17 protein-coding genes are annotated in these 20,641 nt (G+C 54.9%); 4 read left to right on the forward strand and 13 right to left on the reverse strand.

The window, feature by feature from the left end:
• Nucleotides 1-48: 48 nt before the first annotated feature.
• Entirely contained in the window at nt 49-351 is a 303-nt protein-coding gene (locus ACTD9P_RS08250; protein WP_438867316.1) for a helix-turn-helix domain-containing protein, read from the reverse strand.
• A 188-nt stretch (nt 352-539) separates the two neighbouring features.
• Between ACTD9P_RS08250 and ACTD9P_RS08255 the strand changes: the two genes are divergently transcribed.
• Both ACTD9P_RS08255 and ACTD9P_RS08260 read left to right on the forward strand, forming a co-directional pair.
• On the forward strand, nt 540-1,106 hold the full coding sequence (locus ACTD9P_RS08255; RefSeq protein WP_438867317.1) for a hypothetical protein: 567 nt from the start codon (nt 540-542) through the stop codon (nt 1,104-1,106).
• An 886-nt stretch (nt 1,107-1,992) separates the two neighbouring features.
• Complete coding sequence (locus ACTD9P_RS08260) at nt 1,993-2,538, forward strand: hypothetical protein (RefSeq protein ID WP_438867318.1); 546 nt, start codon at nt 1,993-1,995, stop codon at nt 2,536-2,538.
• 297 nt (nt 2,539-2,835) lie between these two features.
• Here the strand turns inward: ACTD9P_RS08260 and ACTD9P_RS08265 are convergent, their stop codons facing one another.
• Nucleotides 2,836-4,605: a hypothetical protein gene (locus ACTD9P_RS08265; RefSeq protein ID WP_438867319.1), complete on the reverse strand. Its 1,770-nt coding sequence runs from the start codon at nt 4,603-4,605 to the stop codon at nt 2,836-2,838.
• Between the two features lie 292 nt (nt 4,606-4,897).
• Between ACTD9P_RS08265 and ACTD9P_RS08270 the strand changes: the two genes are divergently transcribed.
• Entirely contained in the window at nt 4,898-5,692 is a 795-nt protein-coding gene (locus ACTD9P_RS08270) for a DUF5677 domain-containing protein (protein ID WP_438867320.1), read from the forward strand.
• Between the two features lie 432 nt (nt 5,693-6,124).
• Here the strand turns inward: ACTD9P_RS08270 and ACTD9P_RS08275 are convergent, their stop codons facing one another.
• The 10 genes from ACTD9P_RS08275 to ACTD9P_RS08320 form a co-directional block, all read right to left on the reverse strand.
• A complete protein-coding gene (locus ACTD9P_RS08275; RefSeq protein WP_438867321.1) occupies nt 6,125-6,826 on the reverse strand; it encodes a hypothetical protein in 702 nt (233 codons plus the stop codon).
• Between the two features lie 86 nt (nt 6,827-6,912).
• The gene (locus ACTD9P_RS08280; protein WP_438867322.1) at nt 6,913-8,745 is read right to left on the reverse strand and encodes a P-loop NTPase fold protein; all 1,833 of its coding nucleotides are present in this window, start codon (nt 8,743-8,745) and stop codon (nt 6,913-6,915) included.
• Between the two features lie 118 nt (nt 8,746-8,863).
• On the reverse strand, nt 8,864-9,292 hold the full coding sequence (locus ACTD9P_RS08285) for a TetR family transcriptional regulator (RefSeq protein ID WP_438867323.1): 429 nt from the start codon (nt 9,290-9,292) through the stop codon (nt 8,864-8,866).
• Entirely contained in the window at nt 9,289-11,172 is a 1,884-nt protein-coding gene (locus ACTD9P_RS08290) for a site-specific integrase (RefSeq protein ID WP_438867324.1), read from the reverse strand. Before ACTD9P_RS08290 ends, ACTD9P_RS08285 begins: the two co-directional genes overlap by 4 nt.
• Nucleotides 11,169-12,848, reverse strand: coding sequence for a hypothetical protein (locus ACTD9P_RS08295; protein WP_438867325.1), 1,680 nt, complete (start codon nt 12,846-12,848; stop codon nt 11,169-11,171). The genes ACTD9P_RS08290 and ACTD9P_RS08295 overlap by 4 nt, the downstream gene beginning before the upstream one ends.
• Nucleotides 12,848-13,993 (reverse strand): tyrosine-type recombinase/integrase, encoded by a 1,146-nt coding sequence (locus tag ACTD9P_RS08300; RefSeq protein ID WP_304574883.1) that lies wholly within the window; start codon nt 13,991-13,993, stop codon nt 12,848-12,850. The genes ACTD9P_RS08295 and ACTD9P_RS08300 overlap by 1 nt, the downstream gene beginning before the upstream one ends.
• A 148-nt stretch (nt 13,994-14,141) precedes the next feature.
• On the reverse strand, nt 14,142-15,299 hold the full coding sequence (locus ACTD9P_RS08305; RefSeq protein WP_438867326.1) for a DUF4350 domain-containing protein: 1,158 nt from the start codon (nt 15,297-15,299) through the stop codon (nt 14,142-14,144).
• The gene (locus ACTD9P_RS08310; RefSeq protein ID WP_438867327.1) at nt 15,296-16,822 is read right to left on the reverse strand and encodes a DUF4129 domain-containing protein; all 1,527 of its coding nucleotides are present in this window, start codon (nt 16,820-16,822) and stop codon (nt 15,296-15,298) included. Before ACTD9P_RS08310 ends, ACTD9P_RS08305 begins: the two co-directional genes overlap by 4 nt.
• Nucleotides 16,809-17,789 (reverse strand): stage II sporulation protein M, encoded by a 981-nt coding sequence (locus tag ACTD9P_RS08315; RefSeq protein ID WP_438867328.1) that lies wholly within the window; start codon nt 17,787-17,789, stop codon nt 16,809-16,811. Before ACTD9P_RS08315 ends, ACTD9P_RS08310 begins: the two co-directional genes overlap by 14 nt.
• On the reverse strand, nt 17,786-18,478 hold the full coding sequence (locus tag ACTD9P_RS08320; protein WP_438867329.1) for an RDD family protein: 693 nt from the start codon (nt 18,476-18,478) through the stop codon (nt 17,786-17,788). The genes ACTD9P_RS08315 and ACTD9P_RS08320 overlap by 4 nt, the downstream gene beginning before the upstream one ends.
• A 165-nt stretch (nt 18,479-18,643) precedes the next feature.
• Between ACTD9P_RS08320 and sbcB the strand changes: the two genes are divergently transcribed.
• Entirely contained in the window at nt 18,644-20,071 is a 1,428-nt protein-coding gene (sbcB, locus tag ACTD9P_RS08325) for an exodeoxyribonuclease I (RefSeq protein WP_438867330.1), read from the forward strand.
• A gap of 90 nt (nt 20,072-20,161) precedes the next feature.
• On the opposite strand, the gene mvaT is transcribed toward sbcB, so the two are convergent.
• Nucleotides 20,162-20,536: a histone-like nucleoid-structuring protein MvaT gene (gene mvaT / locus ACTD9P_RS08330; protein WP_005790963.1), complete on the reverse strand. Its 375-nt coding sequence runs from the start codon at nt 20,534-20,536 to the stop codon at nt 20,162-20,164.
• Nucleotides 20,537-20,641 lie beyond the last annotated feature (105 nt).

Consider the following 20,641-nt stretch of genomic DNA (forward strand, 5'->3'; position numbering starts at 1 on the left):
ATCATCTTGAGGCCTAGGGATCTGCGGCACGCAGGGTAGGCCGGACCCTCACCAGCTTAAGGGGTTGTCAATAAATCCTGCCATGTAGAGCTGCCGCTCAATATCTCTAATCGTCTGGAGCAGAGGATCGGTGGGCTGCATGAAATGCTTCGCCAGAATCAGGGGCAAAGCCTCATGCACCTCCAGCCGCTCACAGATTCGCGCTAAAACTGCAAGCGAGAGCGTTCGCTTGCCACGTTCTAAGTCACTTAAATATTGAATGGATACCGTGCCTAAGAAGTCTTTCTGCGTGAGTCCTTTGTGACGACGTAATGCCTGCACGGCCAAGCCGACAGCTTCGTTTAAATCCATCAATCATAGCCCGAGCAAAGCTAGCATTGGACGCAGGGATGAGCTATTTTTGGAATCAACGATAGGCGAATATAAGATATATCTTGATTGGTTGGCGTCCAACGAATCTCGGGCTTTGGTTGTCCGCCACCGCTTGGCACACCTGTCTTTGGGGCACGTTCCCCCTCATTTATTGTGAGTACTACGGAATGAATGACAGAATTCAAGCTGAAATATTAAAGCTGAAAGCAGATGCAATCGGGGTCGTATTCACTGGCTTCATTACACATGCGAGGGTTGAGCCCCCCGCCATGTTGACTGGTGAGGTCTGGGGACACGTATGTGCAGATGGATTTGGAAACTTCGCGGACGGGCACCGGATCGAGACGTCGGACATTTCCGAGATTCATTCCCGTGGCGAAAGCTTGTGGATCACCACGCGAAGTGGGAGCGACTACGGCATCCTTTCCTTCGCGTCCTTAGGTTGGAAGTATTTTGCTGATCTCTATAAAGCTCACCTCCAGCTTGATCAGCACGTCCCAAGCTCACCGCTTTGGCATATGACGTTGTCTCCGGAAAGGGTTCCTGGCCTTGCTATAAAGCCAAGGGAACGACCTCGTCGTGAGCTAGAGTCGCACAATGCGAAGGTGCTGAAGCGGGACCTACTCGGACCCGAGGAAAATACAAAATACATGGACCAGATGCAGGCGTTTGTTGACAACACAATTGAGACGCTGGAGCGGAATGGTGTGAACACTTTCAAGGCTCTTCGCTGATCAAGCTGCCAGACCATCGCATGCTGTATTTACTCAGGCTAGAAAGGTTCTCGAATGGCCAGACAGATTAATCTCGAATTAGATCTCAGGTGTCGATTCCCTGCTGCGTTCCATGCCTCGACGCATTTCAGGTTTGACTGTGGCGAAGGGTGGCTCGCAATCGTAGAGACACTCTGTTCGCTTCTGTCTCACGCAAATGAATGTACGGAACATGCCCCGACCCACCTAGTGGGTGCGGTGGAGAAGATGGGGACGCTGCGGATCTTGGTAGCTGGTCGTGCCACTCGTGCTAACGAATGGATCATGTTTGCGGAGCGGCACGCGGCTCGTACGTGTGAAATCTGTGGAGCGAACGGCAGACTGTTGTACATCGACGGTTGGCAGCGGGTGCGTTGCCAATCTCATGCGCAAACCACGCGACCTTTCGGAGAGGCCGACTAGCGTAGTTTCATAAGCCCACTTTGCTAAGTGCATGGTTCAATTGTCAAACGAGTTCTTAAGGTCGTAACGCATTTTTTTTGCGTAACATAGCTATGTTACGAACAAAAAATAGCGTTACGTCATTGTGCGTCCAGGCATGTGAAAGGGCTCCGAGTCGAAGGCAGTCAGAACGGAGTGCAGCTATCCACAAGCCTGGAGGATGGGTCTATTAGCATTGTGCAAAATTCGCACATTGCTATTCGAGAGTTGGGTAGACCGGTGCAGTCATCGCCCAGTGCACTGACAGAGGGCTATCGGCCGACAGCAGACGCTAGGCGGATCTCCATGGCGAAATCCGATATGGATGCCAGCCCGCAACGCCATCAGAGTGCATAGCAGCGCATCCAGTTTTCCAAGCTCTTTCGGCGAACCGTGGAGACGCAAAACAATTTTCTAAGGAGTTTTTATGCCTATCCCTTCCGCAGTTTGGAACACCATCGAATCCGACATGCGTGCCGTAACAGTCCTGACTCAGAGCGGCTGTGACACGCACGCGCTGGCCCTGCTGTTCAGTTCAATTGACAAAATGGCTTGGCTTACCAGCGCAAATATCGACCACACTCGTAGTGACTTCATACGTTGGGTCGACGATTACTTTCTACCAGCAGGCTCAATCTCTCTTGACGCAATTGACCTTTACGCAGCGAGATGCGGATTTCTCCATACTGGTTCCTCAGAGTCAAAACTGTTTCGCGACGGAAAAGCGAAGCAAATCTTTTATTCCGTCGGACCTCTTAGGCCACAGGGAGAGATACTGACCGAGGTCCACGCGAAGCTACCAAAATTAGGTCTCACACCAGACGACGTGGTCATAGTTCAGTGCATCGAACTGTTGGAGCAGTGGGTGGCAGCTATGGAGCGATTCACCGACGCCATAAAGGCAGACGCCTCCCTTGAGGCCCACACAAAAGAACGGGGTGAACTTCAATTGGCCGTTTTCCCAGTAGCTTGAGGCCACCTACGGCCTGTCCGCAGCCTCTAAAATTCCCTCACGATCGAATCGCCTCATCGCGAGTCCGCTTCGGGTGAGCGCAGCTGTTCGTAAATGGCGGATAACGACCCAAAGCTGCCTTTCGCGAGGTGTAGCTAATGGCCAAAAGCGGACAATCATAAAAGGCAGCTTTCGAGCATCTCAGCGTTGGCATTGCCATCTCTGCGCGCGAAGCCGCTGCGCTAAACTGGCGAGCGGCTTAGTCGACGAGTATCAGGCGAGCCGAGGTGAAGAATTAATTTCCCAGCGTCCTAAATGCTACTCGTCTAGACCATCAGGCTCACCGAACAAGTATTTTCCTGTATACCAAATCGACCGCCCAACATTGTGAATTAGCTGCTCTCCTTGCCGTAAGGGCGAGTTATCTTCATTGACGCCCGCGAGCTTGATAGCATCTGTAACCTTCGAACCAGTAGGGTGCGCATCTCCCACTCGCATGTCATAAGCACCGGCAATTTCCGCAAACACCCGCTGGGCGCCGTCGGTTCCAATACCCTGAGCCAGGATACTTTGTAGCAATTTATTCGAGCCAAGCTTATCTTTCTCCGCGTGTGTAGAAAGCTTGCGTAATTCGCGCACGTTGAGTCTGTCGGAGAATACTCGAATAATATCTTTGGCCAATCTGAGTAGGGTTGGCCTATCCCTACTCGCAAATCTAGATATTTGTTGTCCGATCTCAGTGTCATTAATATCATGGGTGAATAAGGATATATTGTATTTTTCTCGAAACCCATCTTCTAGAAGCCTCATGCTTCCAAAGAATAGTTCTTCAACCGCATGTGTAGATGCTGGTTTTGCCTTCACCTGGGACTCTAGCAACTCGCTTGAGACTTTGCCTTCTGGAGCAGTGTTATGTGCTGCCCAAACATGTTGTTCCCACGAGGCCAAGCGAGCGACGTCATAGGCGTAGACAGTAATTAGGTCAGCGCTATTGATCCCAAAGTGAGTTTTATACCCTGACGTGGACTGAATAGCCCCAGTTTCGCCAGTGTACCAGGTCAACTTAAAGCCGCGGTTATTCAGAAGCTCAGTGACAACGCTGGCCCGAAACCATAGCCAACGACCGATGTCCTCGTTCCTAAGCTCCCGTGATGGCATTCGAGTTCCATCAGTTTCCACGATGAATTGAGGGAGGTTCTGATCAGTATCTCCACGAACGCGCTGGCTTTTTGATTGGTGGTCGACCCACTCCTCCCGCCAAAACTCACCCTCGACCCGAACGCCTGCATAGCCTCCACGTTGCCCATCGGAGCTTTCATGGCCTGTGTTCGTATCATTTTCAGGCCCCATCACCGGAGCGTCTTCATCCTCATCGACGTCCGTCCGCCAAGCACGAAACATCGCCCAGCTTCCCCCGAACACGTCATTGAGATCCCTAACGATCAGCTCGAACCTACCGTTATCTCTTTCCTCGCTTCGTGTTTGCAAATTTGAATAATTGCTATTCTGCAAAGCGGCGATATTTTCTACTCTTTGTCGATAATACGATAGGCGAAGTGACAAATTTCTAGCTGCCAAATAATCAATTAGGAACTCTCTTTTTATTTCAATAAGACGATGTTCGCCGTTCGCGTCGAAGGTTTCGCGAGCTACTATTACAAAGTTTTCTTCAGGCCTAACCCAGTTGTCACCTTCTTTGATGAGACGCAGCGCAACGATGAGATCTGGACTCAACATCCATTTGTTGCCACCTATGACGGGTTGCGGCAGCACGTAAACTAGGTTAAAGCCTATGGGCTCTTTATCGTTATATTGATATTGATCGATTGAAGCATAATATCCATCTTCGTACGCATACGGCGCGACCGTGTGACCTATTCCTATGTCGCTCCAGCCAAGACGCTCTTCCACAAGGACTCGATGTTCTGGCGGGAATGCAACGGAGCCACAACCGAAATACTCACTGATATGACCTATCTCCTTCAAGTCTCCTTTCTTGTCTTCTACAGACGCTCTCAAAGGAACCCATGTCGCGTTGCAAAATACTCTGCGAGTTTCCTTGGTTTGGAGAATCCACTCTTCATTCATGGTTGAACTTCCGTTATTCATGATAGCGTTTGGTAATAAAGGCGTGCCCTTCGCCTTGTTTAGCATTTTAGCTCGCGACTGGTGGCATCGGTGCACAGGCTACGCAGGATGCCAGGGCTGAGGATAGAGTAGCAACGCACCTAGCCTTCGAGGGGCAGCTGTATGGATCTGCTGGTGCTCAAACGGGTGAGGAACCACGTTCAACGGAAGGCTCTTTTGGCCGGTAGCAGCCTGTCGCCACCGGCAGCAACCGACTCATAACGGACGCTCATAAGCAGGACGCAGGGAGCCTTTGGCCACCAAGCGCGACGAGGTGTTCGGCGTTGATCAAAGGGATGGGTGGAAAAAGCTGTTTCAATTGAATATTGTCCTGCATCGACATCGAGCAAGGTGCTGGAACCGCATGAGTAGTCCAACCCCAAATATCAGTGAACTTGTAGAGTCGTTGAAGGTGCAGGCTGGGTTGCTGATCCAGGCGTCAAAGATGGAAGCTGGAGAATCTCCTGATGCCCGCGACGAATTTACTCGTCAGCAATTGAGACGTGCATCGGAGCTGGTGAAAGGCGCAGTCGCTCTAGGGGCAATTGAAAACTCTGCATGCTTGGGAATTCTGAGCCGGAGCCTGCTTGAACAGCTGATCACGGTCTTGTGGGGCATCAGGTCTGTAGAGAATGCGGAGTCCCAAATGGGCGCGGGTCCCGCAGAGTTGGCGAAGGCGCTGAAAATGAACCTGAAAGCTGGCACCGCCAAAATGTTGGATCGAGACACGGGTGAGGACGTGACCGCCCAATTTCTGGAAAAAGAACAGGCAAAACGAACTCGTCGACGCAAATCCGTGGAGGATCAGGCCAAGGAAGCCGAGGTGCAGGATCTGTATACGGTGTTCTACCGACTGTTATCACTTGAAACGCATGGTCACAATGAGACCCCAGCCGAAAAAGCTGAGGCTAGCGCTTTGTGCGCCACTCACCTTCAGGGCATCGGCGCAATCAGCCGAGGTATCGGTCAGGCGTGTGTCTGCTGGCTGATAGGTAGGCAGTGGCCCGACAACGAATCGCTACGTGACGCATTAGGGCTAAATGGATGATTGCATAGTTTTGCCAGAGATCTAGACCCGGAAGAATATGGAACGGCTTCATACCGAAAATGACCTTGAAAACTTCTTACTCAAGCAGTGTGGGCGAAGCGTCACAATTGTCTCTGCATTTGCATCTTGTACAGTCGGGGTTCTGAAATCGATTGCCGCCAAAAAATGACGTTGAAGTGGCGGTGGGCACAATCAATGCCCTTACTTCGCCAACGTTTATCGACGAGGCTCGAACGCTTCTTCATCGGCGGCTTTGGGTAGATTTCCGAGGCAATGGTCTACGGCTAACAGCCTGCTGCTTAGCATCGGTAACACTAGCCAGAGGCTACCCCTAGCCACTTTCGCTTAGCGGCTTAGGGGACCGGCTTCGCCTAATGATGCGAGTTGGTAGCTCACCTCGGTTCCGTCCCCTAGCTGCTATGGATGGTATCCTCAACCTTGAATCCAGAACCGCAAGCTATGGTTATCCAAACCGCCGCCGTAAGAATTTACCCTTGCTTTGAACGTGGCTGGAATGTCAGCCCCATGGCCGCCTTTCTGGAAAAACTCCTTCACAGAATGTAGAGCTGATTGGCGAAGCTGATCCCATACACGGTACAACTCCGACTCCCTCTCCCGAGATTCTGCTGCCGCGCTTGACTTCCTTTTCGGCGGATAAACCATGTAAGAAGGTGTTGGCGAATGTTGGTGTATGAATTTGATATCCCCATAGACCCATGGGTCTATGACGTTGGTACGCCAGTGAAAGCGGATGGAAACGGTTAAATTATTGTTAATGCCGAAAGGCTGCATGACATGATCATCAACAAAAAAGAACTGGCCTTCTTTTTCTTCAGTTTCAACTCTGCTCTGCATCTGATTGACGGCTGAAATCAGGGCGCTGCCTGCGCGACGTGCATCCATTTCAGTTTCGGCGCGTTTCTTCGCAGACTTGGCCTTGGCGTACCCGGACAACGCCCGGTCGTAGATCCTCAATTGCTCAGCGATGTAGGCACCGCAGGACTCCAGATGCAACTCTCTCAGTGCGCCGGTTCCACCGTCATATAGGGTCTGGTCAACGAGCTTATACAGGCGATCAACGTCCACTGCTTTAATGCGCTCCTGCTGCTCAGGAGGTAGGTTAATTTCACTCATTTTCGTCCTTGCTCAGCCATCCAAAACCTGGCTGCTGGTCATCAGGGGTCTGACCTGTCTTCAATCCAAAGGCAGGCCCGTTTGGCTTATGGCTCAGCAGTTGGCCGACCGATCCCTTCGCCAATTTTTCCAAAGTAATAGTCCAATCGCAGTTTCAGCAACTCGGCAAACGGAGCCGTTTCGGTGCTGATGATCCTCAGCAGTTCTGCCTTCAAGCTGTCAGTCCAGTCATATTCATCAGCCAATGCTTTCCGGCTCATATGGTCATGTTCGTAGCGCTTGATAAGGCTCGCAAAAAGCTGCTCATTTGAGCAGGAGTCGATGATTAGCAGCTTCGCGAAATCCTTCACATCGATGAACTGAAGGAAAGGCGTGGCGGCATAGTTGCCGTCCTGGACACCATACTCATACAGCGAACTGTAGTTATCAGTACTGGCGGCCAAAAGCTCAACGTAGCCTCGCGCAACTGTTTGCATCTGACGATGGAACACTTCGTCCGTGGCCTTCTTCATCATGCTGTAGATGGCTTGGAATTCCGGGGTATCAGAGGATGAGTAACCTAGGCCGAGTGCCCCCGTCCCACCCAATCCAAACGCGCCGGTCCCAGCCAAAAGCGTGTTCGAGTTCAACAGACATGAAGCATAGTCAGAGAAATACTGCTCTGCCGAGCAGTCCTCTCCTAATACAGGATCTCCGAACTGGCGTAGCGAAATGATAATGCCTGCTGCGTGCAAAATTAGCTCTGGGTAAATAATACTGCGTTCGTCAAGCTGGCTCAGAAGCGCAGTTTTCGCCGTCTCGTATTCGCCCTTGGACAATCTGGTCCAGTCCCAGAGGAGCCTCCACGCCGGAATATCTACATGACCGGCAACCTCGGGGTGACGGGCAAGGCTTTCATTGATTTTGTCGGCGTCAATTTTGCCTGTGAAAAACAGTTCTGAAAGGTGCTCTGGACTGACGATAGGGTCAGTCCATTTGACCTCTGGATATCGACTCTTCAATAGATCAAATTGCTTGTCCGCTGGTGATCTCTCTTTGTTCGAAAGAAGGCCTGTAGAGAATTGACTGGTGCGAAGTAACCTGAGAGCTTCCCTATCCAAAGCACCGCTTCTCGACTCGCCTCCGGTCGCGATCATATACAGAAGTAGCTGCTTCATTGCTTCTGGCTTGTCTCGCAACCGAACATCGACAGCCTCCACAAGACGTTCAAAATCTTCGAGGATGGCGCGTAGGTTCCGGTAGTTAGGGTGCGTTGATCCGTTAAACGTAGCCAGCAACGCGGTTCTTTCATGCGTCACGACTTCACGCACCAAATGCGTTCTTAGCCTCACTGTGAGCTTATCCAACACCTCGGAGGGATCCGCCTTGACCTGGATGGTCTTGCCCACGAGTTTCTCCTTCTGCCTCTCGTAATCCTCCTTTCCAGAGATCTCTTCCTCGTTGGCAAGGATGATGACCTTCAACTTTTCGTGCTCGACGAAGCTGTTGATGAAACCCAAAATATCCGGGACTTTCATAGAACAGCGTTCGAGATCGTCAATGACGAGGATGTTGCCATCCAGCTTGAGCAGCATGTCTCTTGCAAGCTGGTCAGTCCGTTTCATCCCGCCGAATTTTTCTATAGCACCAGAAAGCGCAGACCCGATAATCCGAGAGGCTTTTGAGCTGAGATAAGGGTGTGCCTGCGCGAAAAACTGGTCATGGATAGCCCCCACCGAAGCAACCCCATAAAGGCTGGCGTACAGGTAACCAGGTTGCTCTTTAGGCGGTAGCCCGGCAGCCCGAGCATCCAGATAGCTTTTAATAAAATGGGTTTTTCCAGCTCCCCATGGAGCACTCAGCATCACTGCATATTCAGACTCCACCGAAGCGTCCAGGTAGTAGTCGAGAAAACGTGCAGCCTCATTGGTACTTGCCATAGTTTTAAAACTCCGGTTGACCAGGGAGAGGATCTGGGCACTCTCCGAGATTCAGTGTGTCTTTGATACGGGTCAATGTACGCATGCCAATCTCTATAACGTCGGTTACGAAACCTTCCTATCCAGACGGTTTTTTCACAACGAGTTCGACTACTTTCCGGTCGTTCTGCTTGGCTTTGAGGGTATGGTTCTCGTCTAATAACACCTCATTGATAGAGGCGATGCTGGCGACCTTGGTCCTTAACTCTTCGTTCTCTTGACGATAGCTTGTAGACTTGAGCCGCTCGGCAATCAAATCTTGATGCTTCACGTCCCGCACGGCTCGACTAGATCGGCCCTGAATCTCCCGGATAGTCTCTGCAACGGTTGGATAGTGGTTATGGATCAACGCTGTTGACACACCCGCTTCGCGAGCGACAGCGGCGATGGTCACCTTAGTTTCCTTGGTATGAGCACGTCCCTTCTGAATGCGGTAGATGGCTAACCTCAGATCTTTCTCACGATCCTCAGCAGGCTTGTAGTTGGCTGTCTTGTCCTTCGGCTTCATGCGATCAGGGTCTCCATGCCCAATTGAATGAGAACGTCTCGGCAGCGTTTTAAGTCGCGTTCAACGCGTTGACGACCTCCCCCGCCAATATCCTGGCAATGCAGCAACTCTCTCAGATCATTATATTGTCGCAGGTAGATGGGGCCGTGGCGGGCATCGATGACGGCATTGTTGCAGTCGCCGCAGCGAGTACGGTCAAGAGTATTACCGACGCAACCATCATTATCTGCGGTACACCAAGCGTGGCCGTTGCTGCGAATCACGGAACTCTCCGCAATAGATTTCACCATCGAGGCGCGATCCTTGAAGATCAGCAAGTTCTGTGGATCGCGCTGCCAATGATCGAGCGCCCGGCCATAGCCACCAGCTAAGGACTTGTCTCCTAACCAGTTATCGACGACGTCTACTTTGATATCGTCCAGCTCCGCCTCAATATCGGCATACAGGTCAAGGTCCAGATGTCGTCCCCACCCGTCGTCCATGGCGTAGCCTAAAGTCATGTCCATCGACCAATGCGCGTAATGTTCTTTGAGGTAGCGCAGGTCGCCGAAGCGGCTGTGTGCGGCGTAGTTGGCGAATTTGCGGCGGAATTGGTGAGTGGTGAGTTTCCAGCTCAGTCCGCAATTCTTGGTAAAAGCCTTCAGGTTCTGATCCCAAGTCGTATTGGTGAGTGTGCGCACTTGGTTGTTAGCCCTTGGATTTACCCCGAGAAACAGCGAATGGCGATGCTTTAGCGCCTCTGCGATTTGTGGGTCAAGCGGGTTTGCGCGACGGCGGTGCATAATCTCAGCAGCGATCATCGCTCGGTAGGGCGCGCTCCAGCGTTCCATCAGGCGCAGAGCGCGCACGGCGGTCTCAGGAATCATCCAGTCATGTATGCCAGCATCGGTTTTGTCAGATCGAGAGCGCATCCAGTGATAGATGATGCCCTCATCGTCTTCTGTGCGGCGCTCTGCGCCCGACTGTAGATTGGCCAGCTCGTGGTTGCGGCAGCCGGAGGTGCTGGCCAAGACGATGTAGCAGGCCGTGCGTAGATCGATCAGCGCTTTTTTGAATACCTTCAAACCACCTTCCCAACCAGAGGTGCTCAAGTGGCGATTCTTAGCCCAAACGAGACCCTCGACGCTGAGCGCATTGCCTTGCGCCGCTACAGTATCAAGCTCATCTCGCAGATTAAGCACTTGATGACCGCGCTCGACTAGGTGATGGGCCTCTCCGAACAAGGTGCAGAACACGTCATCGGGGATCAGCGGCGTCTTTACACTTCGAGTGTTCCCGCTATTAGTCCCTGCCATTGCCCTTCCGGATGTCTCGGGCCAAGGATGCTGAGGCATCGGGTCGTCGGTATACTGGCTGAGTTCATAGAATGCTTCGACTGCTATGAAGCGGGCTTCCAGCCCACGCGGTGATAATGGTTTGCCTATAGAACGCTTGGCCTGGAGGTGTGCTTTACAGGCGGTTACGTAGGCCATACAGATCATCGGTGTAACCACGCTCAGGCGGTCTAGTTTCAGCATTTCAAGATGGCGCAGAAATGGCAGTGCAGAATTGAACACATAACGAGCCGTAGAGCCTCTAGGTCGACCCGCTTCTTGTCGCCCGCGCATTACGTAACGGTACATTATCGCCTTCACCACCGCTCTAAATGCTAGTGGCACTTGACTGAAGTCTATGCGTCTTTGAGAGGATGACCGGTTACTGGTGAAGCCATCGAGATGCCAGATGTCGTCGGCGTATCGGCTGAGGATGACCCACTGTCCATCTACCTGAGTAGCGGTGATGATAGCAGCATCGCGTTCGGACTCAGGGAGTCCGCGCACGTCACCCGGCGGGGTGATGATGGGCGTCCATGAGAGCGCCAACAAGGTTTCGTCACTCATGCAAAGATCTCCAAGCTCTCAATCAGATCAACTGACCAGTATGGGTGCGGCTGTGAGCGGGCGCGCTCACGAGCGGCCTCAACGTTTGCGGTCTTGAAAATGCCACGCCGCAATCCCTCGGCGACGATGTACTTGTCGATCAGACGAGGGATATGGGCGTACTCTCTTGCCCAGCGTTTTTTGTCCATTCGCGAGCGTTCGCCCAGCACACGGAAGTAGAAGCTGAACAGCTTGTAGAGATCCTCAGCAGTCACCGCGTAGTGTGTGCAGCGCAGGCAGTTCATGAAGCTCATGCAGTTCGCATCCTTGCGCTTTGGGGCGAACTGGCCGTTCACCGGATCGGCGCAACGACCCATTGGGGTGTCTTTATAGGTCTCGCCTATTGTGTGAGTCTGCAACTCCTGCACCAGTACTTCACCCATGAACTTCCAGTTGCGACGGGCGTCTGGGCCGGGCGCTAAATAGTTCCTGTCGGCTACTTGAGGGGTATTGCCGAGCGCTGCGGCGGTGGTCGCGAGATCGCCATCGGTAAGCTCAAAAATACGGTTCGCAAAGGTTTTGCGCAGGCGCGAGATATTTATGCGCAATGGATTTCCGTCGCTATCCTTTAGCCCATATTTAGCTACAAGACTCCTCGCCTCCTTTTCCAAACTCGCCGCGCTTAGCAACGTCACTTGACCGACTGACTCCGTGCTGCGGCGGCGATAAAGCCACACGCGCCCCTTAAGGTCGCCCGGTGCGTCTGAATCCAATGGCTCGGTCAAAACCATAACGCGACGAATCAGACGCTCTACGTTTATCCTAACGCTGGGCGTGTATTCGAGAAGGCGCTCGGCGTCTGATTCGGACCGCAGCGGGACTTTACTAGTGTTGTAGCCGCGCCGCTTCCAAAGCACCAGAAACACAGTGTTGTCTTTGGGGTGTGGCCGCAAGCAGTCGCGACCCATCTCAAGCAGTGGCGTGGTATTTCGTCCGGTGTGCAATGCCACGATCAGCAGGGCAGCGACCAGAAGGTAGCCCGTCACAAGTGGGTTATCGCTCCATATCGGCCTGATAGCCTCGCGCAGTGCTTTTGTAAACGCCTGCCGCTCGCGTTTGGACAGCGCCGTCTCGCCCTTAACCTTTCGGTTGCTGTTTGGGAAGGGGTTGCGTGGGAAGGTAGCGGTATCCCCCGATGGGACCAGGGGGAACAATCCGCGCCGCCCAAGTGCTGTAAGCAAGGACTTTGTTTTCGTGTAGACGTTCTTCTGACTGATAGTTGCCAAACTAAGCCCAGTTAGATGGCGTAGATAACCGTCGATAAGGTCTCGGTTTACATCTGCCAAGACCAAGTTACGTCCAAAAGCTGCCGCCCGGAGCAGGCAGTAATCGAGGAAGTAACGCAGCCCGATTGTGCAGTGATGAGCCGCAGTAGTAACTGCGATGGCTCCGTCCTGACCGGCGAGGAAACGTTCAATTTGGCGCTGGCAGGCGTAGGTGATAGGGTCAATCCCCGCGCCATACCACCGGGCAAAATCGAAGCTCCGGGTGCTGGAGCTGTTCCGCGTGAACTTGACAGCGGTGTTCAACGGAGGGATAGCCTCAGGAAGAACGACCACGTTGCCAGCGGTGTCGATGCTGTGCTCGACTTGTGGGACGCTGAGATCGGTCTTGGTAAATACCTTACGCTTCCCCATCAAGCATCTACCTCCAATGCATTCAGCTCATCGTCGTAGGCCAGCACCGCTTCGTCGGCAATGTCGTTGACCAAATGGAGGTACAGCATGGTCGTTTGAATTGAGCTGTGGCCGAGTTGCCGCTGAAGGAAAACGAGAGGGTCCAGTCCGCTCGACCGGTTGCGCTGAAGGCCGATCAAGGTGTGGGTTGCATAGCTATGCCGAAGCATGTGTGTATGGACCTTGATTCCAACACGCTTGCCGGAGTTGTTGATGATCCGATTAAGGCTCTTGCCGTCACCGTAGGATCTCCCAGCTTTGTTGAGGAACAGCGGCTTTTGTGGAGTGTTGCTCAGCGATGCGCGCTCGCCACGTGCCTTTGATGCATAGCGATAGAGTTCTGCCAAGAACTTGCGGCTTACATAGATATCTCGCGGCTTGCTACCTTTGGTCACCATGCCGCTTCCGTCGAACGGATCAAGTCGGAGGCGGATATTGCGTTCGGTTCTTCCAGCCTTTTCGGGGTCGAACACATACTCCAACGGGAAGTTCGCGACTTCCTCTCGGCGCAAGCCCATGTGCAACGCTAGGCGCATCATCATTCGGTGATGGGGGTTCTCAACACTAGCCAGAAGCGATTTGATCTCGGAGATGGTCAGGAACTTGGGGAGAGTCTTATTGCGACGTGGCATCACATCATTTGCCATAACTTTGCCGCCACTGGCATTGGTGTGCTCAAGGAAGCTTGTTTCGCGCTTCACGGTGATTTCTTCATAGTCGAATGGCAGGCGCGTCACCCACCTTTCCTTCAGAGCGAACTCGTAGAACTTGCAGATGTAAGTCAGGCGCTGTCGAGTGGTATTCGATGCCAGCTTGCACGTTACCAAGCAGTAGTCCCGGTAGGCCGCTACAAGGCTTTTGGCCTCGCCACGATCCACGTCGCGCCAGTCAAGCTCATGAGCCTGAAGGAAGCTGAAAAAATCGTAAATTGCACGGCCTGTATTGGGCCATGACTTCTTCGAGCCAATGGCCCCGCGAAGCAGGTAGTTGCGATAGAACAGATTGGCTTGAACGCAGCTCTCCATCGTGTCCCAGAGCAGAATGGGAAATCCTGGATAAGGTTGCCCAGCGATCACAAAGTCCTCAGTACTCCAAACAAGCTCCATTCAACTTCCCCACCTAGACTAAGACACCCAATCGCTTGGCCTATTTGACAGACCTAAGATGATTGAAACGTCTCAAGCACTTTAGTGGGTTTTTTTCTAAGTGGTTGTTTCTAAAATAAAAACAACCTAACGAACCCCAAGAGCCAAATCATAGGGCATTCCTGAGAGTTTGCAGGCTCGCCACCTGACGGCTGAAATCGGCGCTGGTGAGCCGTTTTGCCGGGAGTGGGTCGAGGGCCTGGCGGATGACGTGGGAGGGTTGGCGCGTCAGGCGTTCGAGGACCTGCCACTGTGCGTCGCTGTCGAGGTGTTCAAAGCCTGGGTGGCGCCGCCCTGCAGCCCGCTGGATATCACGCTGCAAAGCGCGCAGCAGCGTGCCTTGGCCACTGCGGCGCAGCAGGAAGTCGGCACTCGCTTTCAAGTGTTCCTGTAATTGGCGACGGGCCTTGGGGGCGGGCGCCTGGGTCGGCCCCTGGCGCATGCCTGCATGCCAGAGTGCCAGGGCAATCAGTGCGCAGAGCGCCACCAGTGCCTGTGGGAAGTTGCGCATTAACAGGGTAAGCAGGTCGTCCACGTCGCTGTTGAACAGCAGCGTTACATCTGTACCCCGGTTGAGATACCACAACAGCCAGGCGTTATCGTGTTTGCCGATGCCTGGGGTTTTCCACAGGTCGCTGTCGGTGACAACCGTTACGGTGCCTTGGCCAAAGTTGCGTTGCATCAAATGGCTGGATTTGGCGCTGTTGGCGGAAAACTGTGCCAGGTGCTTGGGGTCGGTGAGGCTGAAGCTGGTATAGAAGCTGAAATAGGCCGGGGCGGTCTCATTATCGACGTAAAGTTTGCTTAGGTTCGGCCCTTTCTTTTTGCGTGTGGAGGCTGGTTCGTCAACGTCCTCGCCTAGTGTTTGGTGGAAGCCCAGCCGATCAAGCAGCAAGTCATCGCTTTTGCCTGTCTCTTCATCCCATATCGCTTCAGCGACCAGCAGCAAGTGGCCACCGGACTTTGCCCAGTCCAGCAGTTGGTCCGTCTGGCGAGGCGTCATGTTGCTGCGCTCACCCAGCAGCAACAGGCTATGCCCTTTGCCTGGCAGTTGTGCCAGGCGTTCCAGGCTGCTGGCGTGTTCCACTGTCAGGCCCTGCTGGCGCAGGAAGTATTCGGCCGCAAGGTAGGGGTTGGCCAGGGCTTGTGGCGATGGGCCGCGATCGACTATTTCGTCGTAGGGAATTGCTTTGTGCCAAACGTAAAGGCCACCGGCCCCAAGCAGGCAGGCCAGCAGCGGGCCAATCCACAGCAGGGGGCGCTTCATTGGGCGGCTCCCGTATTGAACAGGGTGCGCCAATCGCGGCACAGTTGCTGGTGTACCAACGCCGGCGGAAGGCGGTGGCCATAGGCGAGGTTTTGCCAGTGGTGTGTCAGTGCGTCACTGAAGGCCAGCAGTTGCGGTTGTTGCAGCAGGTGGATGCGCTCCAGGACCTGGCCTTCGGTGTCGGCACTTTTGAGGGGCAGGTTGAAGTCGTGCAGCAGTCGGTTGAGCAGGCCGCGATACAGCAGGCCGAGGGCTTCCCTGGGGTGGGTGGGCCACAGCTGTTCGGCGGTGCTGGCAATGTCGTCAGGCAAAGTGTCGCTGCCCAACGCCAGGCCGAATAGTTGCGCCGGGGCCGCGTTGGCGGTTTTGGCTTTGGCGGGGCCGCGTCGACTGACAAAGGTGTGCAGCCACTCCCTGTAGCGCCACACCACCAGCGCCAGGCCGGCCGCCAGCAGGCTCCAGAGCAGTACCTCCAGGCCGAGGGCGGCGTTTTTGAAGGTGTCGCGGTTGAATCTGTCCAGTAGCGCCTGAAGCCAGGCCGGAAGTTTACCGTCACCCTTTACCTTGGGTTGCGCGGCGTTTTTTTCGTCACCAAAACGGTAGCGTGTGACGGTTTCCGGGTTCTTGAACGGTGGGCTGTCCAGCAGCGTCTTGATCGATTGACTGGCGGCCTGGGTGGTGACCTGCTTGGCCGGTCTTGGCTCATCCGCCATGGCCGGGTGGCTGAATGGTACGAGCATCAGCACAGCCACCAGCAATAACGGTGCGACGCTGGTCAGGCGCTGGCGTAATCGGCGGAACACCAGTTCAAGGTCCCAGGCTTCCAGCACGGTGCGGCGGTTGAGGTACAGGCTGAAACCGCAAGCGACATAGATGGGCTCCCAGAACACCAGAATCAGCGCGTAAAAGGCGTTACTCAAATGCTCCAGCCACAACCCCTCCGAGCCGCTTGCCAGCGCCAGCCGTTGCCAGTCCCAATCCAGTTCCAGTTGCTGTGGGATGAACAGGTAGAACAGTGCCATGCAACCGAACCACAGGCCGATTTCCATATGCACGCCAAGGGTGGTCAGCCAGCGTGCAGCGCCAGCGTTGCGTTGCAGCAGCACCCCCAGGCGTTTTTGACGGGCATCGCCGTCCAGGCCTTCAAGCTGGCTCACCGGCATTACAAAGCTGCGGCTCAGGCTCAGTCGCCTCCAGGTCAGGCTGGCCAGCAGCTGGCCTCTGAGCAGACGCGGCCATTGGCGCACAGCCTGCTTGAGGCCGGGTGTCTCGCCAAACAAGGCCTTGGAGAGGATGTACAGTGGCAATCGGTCAAACGCCGGTTTTAACCACCAGAACACAAACATGGCCATGGACGGGTAACGCCACAGCAGCACGGTCAGTAAAATGAATATCGGCAACGTCACCATTGCCCAACTGCTCATTAGCAGCAGTCGATATTCCTGGGCCATCAGTACACCCAGGTCCATGGCTTCCCAGGAGTTGCGGGGCCGAATCACTACGCTGGCCTCACTCAGGCGCATGGCGAGTCCGTCCGGCAAGCATGAGGTAGGCGGCAACCAACAGCCACAGCCCGGCGCCCGTCAGGTATTTGATCCAGGGAGCGATGGTGGTAGAGGAAGACCAATAGGCTTCAATAAACGCCGCGATCAGCAGCAACAGCATGACGCCGCAGAGCATCCGCACGCTTTTGCGTGCCGCCATCTGCAGGGAGTCGCCGCGTGTCAGGTGCCCGGGAGCAATCACCGCCCAGCCCAATTGCAAGCCTGCCGCCCCGGCCAGGGCGATGGCGGTGAGTTCGAAAGCACCGTGGCCGATGACAAACGACCAGAAGGTCTGGCCATAGCCGATCTCGGTGAGATGGCCGGAGATGGCGCCGATGATCAGGCCGTTGAAAATCAGAAAGAATACGCTGCCCAGACCCAACAGCAACCCGGCGGCAAAGGTCTGGAAGGCAATCCCGATGTTGTGCATCACGTAGTAGCCAAACATCATCCAGTCTTCACTGGACGCGCGGTCGGCAGCACGCCCCAGGTGGCCAGCATCCGGGTTATACATACTGTGCATCTCGGCCACCTGCGCGGGGCTCACGATGCTGTAGATAAGGTCAGGGAACAGGTAGACCAGCAACGCAACCCCTACCAGGCTGCCAAAGAACAACACACCGGCGATTAACACGAAGCGCCACTGTTCGCGCACCAGGCGCGGGAAACCCGCCAGGATGAAGCCCAGCATATTCGCGCCCAATTGGCTGCGGTGGCGGTACAACTGCTGATGGCCGCGCAGTGCCAGTTGTTGCAGGGGATCTATCAGGTAGCTGCTGTAGCCACGCTCCTGGGCCAGGGCGAGGTGTTGGCACAGGCGTCGATAATGATGGGGGAAGTCAGACATGTCGCCGGCCTTGGCCTTGCCTTGCTCCAGCTGCGTGAGCTGTGCGGCGAAGGCTTGCCACTGCGGCTGATGACGGCTTTCGAACAGGCTCTGCTTCATGTTGGCCCCACTAAGCCGCGCGCAACGCCATTGAGTTGCTCTACCGCGCGAGCCGGCGATACGTGCAACGGCGTTGCCAGGATGCAAGCCAGTTCGTGCACCCGATCGGCCGACAACTCAGCTTGGCGTTCGGCGAACGCCAGTATGGCGCGTTGTTCGCTCAGTTCCAGCGTAAAGGGCAGGCGCAGGGCGGCCGCTTGAGGCACCTTGGGGCGCGCCAGGGGCTGTTCGCGGTAGACCACCAGCGTGCCCGCAGCGAGGTCGCCAAGGCGTTTGAAGTGCGAGTGTTGCAGGCAACTGATGGCGCCGAGGAAGTAGCCAAAAGGCAGCATGTCGACAAAACGCAGCAAGTTGCGGATGAGTGAGGCGGGCCAGCCGATGGGGGTGCCGTCGTCCTGAATGACGCGCAAGCCCATCACCTGCTTGCCCGGAGAGCAGCCCTGGTTAAGGACTTCGAACAGCACCATGTACCACCAACTGATCAGGAACAGCAGCAGCGAGCCCAGGCCAATACCGATATTGCCAAGCAACGCCAGCGGCACGAGCAGGATACCCATGATCAGGCCGCGCACACCCAGGTCGAAAGCAAAAGCCAGTGCCCGTGGCATCAAGCCGGCCGGGCGCAAGGGCAAGTCTATGCCCTCGGGGGTCTCGATCGGGTAGTGGGTATCCAACGGAACTGATGGCATCGCGATCCTTGGCAGTGCGGGCGGCTAGAAGACACGGATGCTAGCAGTGTCGACGCTGGAAGCAACCCTTCAAGGTTTTGCTGGATGTTTGTACAGTAATCTATCGCTGGCCCCGGGGGCCTTGCAGCGCCTAGACTTTGCCAATCTTCAGCACAGGAACAGCCCGTGACCACCATTTTCTGGTACGACTATGAAACCACCGGCATCAACCCGCGCAACGATCGCCCGTTGCAGGTCGCTGGTATTCGTACCGACCTCGAGCTCAACGAGGTCGGCCCGCCGGTCAACCTTTATTGCCAGCCAAGTGACGATATCCTGCCGCATCCGGCGGCCTGCACCATAACCGGCATCACCCCTGGCATTCTGGCGGAAAAAGGCCTGGCCGAAGCCGACTTCATGACCCGCGTGCACGCCGAGCTGGCTGCACCAGGCACCTGCGGTGCCGGTTACAACACATTGCGCTTTGACGATGAAATGACCCGCTACAGCCTGTACCGCAACTTTTTTGATCCGTATGCCCGGGAGTGGCAAGGCGGCAACAGTCGCTGGGACTTGATCGATGTGGTCCGCACGGCCTACGCACTGCGCCCCGAAGGCATTGAGTGGCCGCAGCAGGACGGGCGTGTCACCCTCAAGCTTGAGCGTTTGACCCAAGCCAATGGCATCGACCATGGCCAGGCTCACGATGCCCTGTCGGACGTGCGTGCCACCATTGCCCTGGCGCGTCTGATCCGCGAGAAGCAGCCCAAATTGTATGACTGGCTGTTTCAACTGCGCAGCAAGCAGCGGGTGATGGATCAGATCCGTCTGTTGCAGCCCATGGTGCATATTTCCGGGCGTTTCTCCGCCGAGCGTCATTACCTGGGTGTGGTGCTGCCCCTGGCCTGGCACCCGCGCAATCGCAATGCGTTGATTGTCTGTGACCTTGGCCTCGACCCGCAGGGCTTGCTCGACCTGGACGCAGAAACCTTGCGCCAGCGGCTCTACACGCGCCGTGATGAGTTGGCGCAAGGTGAGTTGCCAGTGCCGCTCAAGTTGTTGCATATCAACCGTTGCCCGGTGGTCGCGCCATTGAGTGTGCTGCGCGCACAGGATCGCGAACGTCTGAACTTCGATATGGACGTGTGCCAGGCACGCGCGCTGCGACTAACTGACGCACAGGAAGTTTGGCGTGACAAATTGGCAGCCATTTACGCAGAGGAAGACTTTGCGCCGAGCACCGACCCGGAGCAGCAGCTCTATGATGGTTTTATCGGTGACCGCGACCGACGGTTATGCGAACAAGTCCGAGTGGCTGAACCCTCACAGTTGGCACGTCAGCAGTGGCCTTTCGATGATCATCGATTGCCGGAATTATTATTCCGTTACCGCGCTCGTAACTTTCCTGACACCTTGGACAACGATGAGCAACAACGCTGGAAACTTTTCTGTCAGCAACGCTTGTCGAGCCCGGAGTGGGGCGCACCCAATACCCTGTTGGCATTTAAGCAGGCACGTGAGGAGTTGGCTGTTAGTGCTACATCGTTTCAGTGCCAGGTGCTGGATGAATGGCAGGAGTATGCCGACTCTTTAGCCGCTCGCCTGGGCCTGTAGTCCGGTACTTGCAGATTTATCGGACAATAAAAAACGCCAGCGAGCTGGCGTTTTTAATGTGTTGCATATCAGGCCGCAGCCCGACCAGGCTTAGCCCAGCAGGGTAGCCCAACCTTCAACCACGTCGCCGCCCCACTTGGCTTTCCACTCTTTCAGAGTCTTGTGGTTGCCACCTTTGGTTTCAATCACTTCGCCGTTGTGCGGGTTTTTGTACTGCTTGACCTTACGTGCACGCTTGGTGCCGGTAGTTTTCACAGCGCCACGCGGTGCTTTAACTTTAGATTCCGGATCCAACAGCGCGATGATGTCACGCAGGGATTTGGAGTACTCACCCATCAGGGTGCGCAGTTTGCCTTCGAATTCCAGCTCGGTTTGCAGCTTGTCGTCTTGGGACAGGTTCTTCAAGCGGGCTTGCAGTTCTTTGATAGCTTCTTCGGTGGCGCGGTATTCGTTGATCAGGGACATGTGGACTACCTTATGTAGAGCGCGGATTGACAGTGAGTGGCCTAATAATAGTCAGGCAATTTCCCCAAGTAAACATTTAAGCAGGCTTTTATGTGAATTACGTTG

The sequence above is a fragment of the Pseudomonas onubensis genome, assembly GCF_965653655.1.
In the GTDB taxonomy this organism is placed as follows: Bacteria; Pseudomonadota; Gammaproteobacteria; order Pseudomonadales; family Pseudomonadaceae; genus Aquipseudomonas.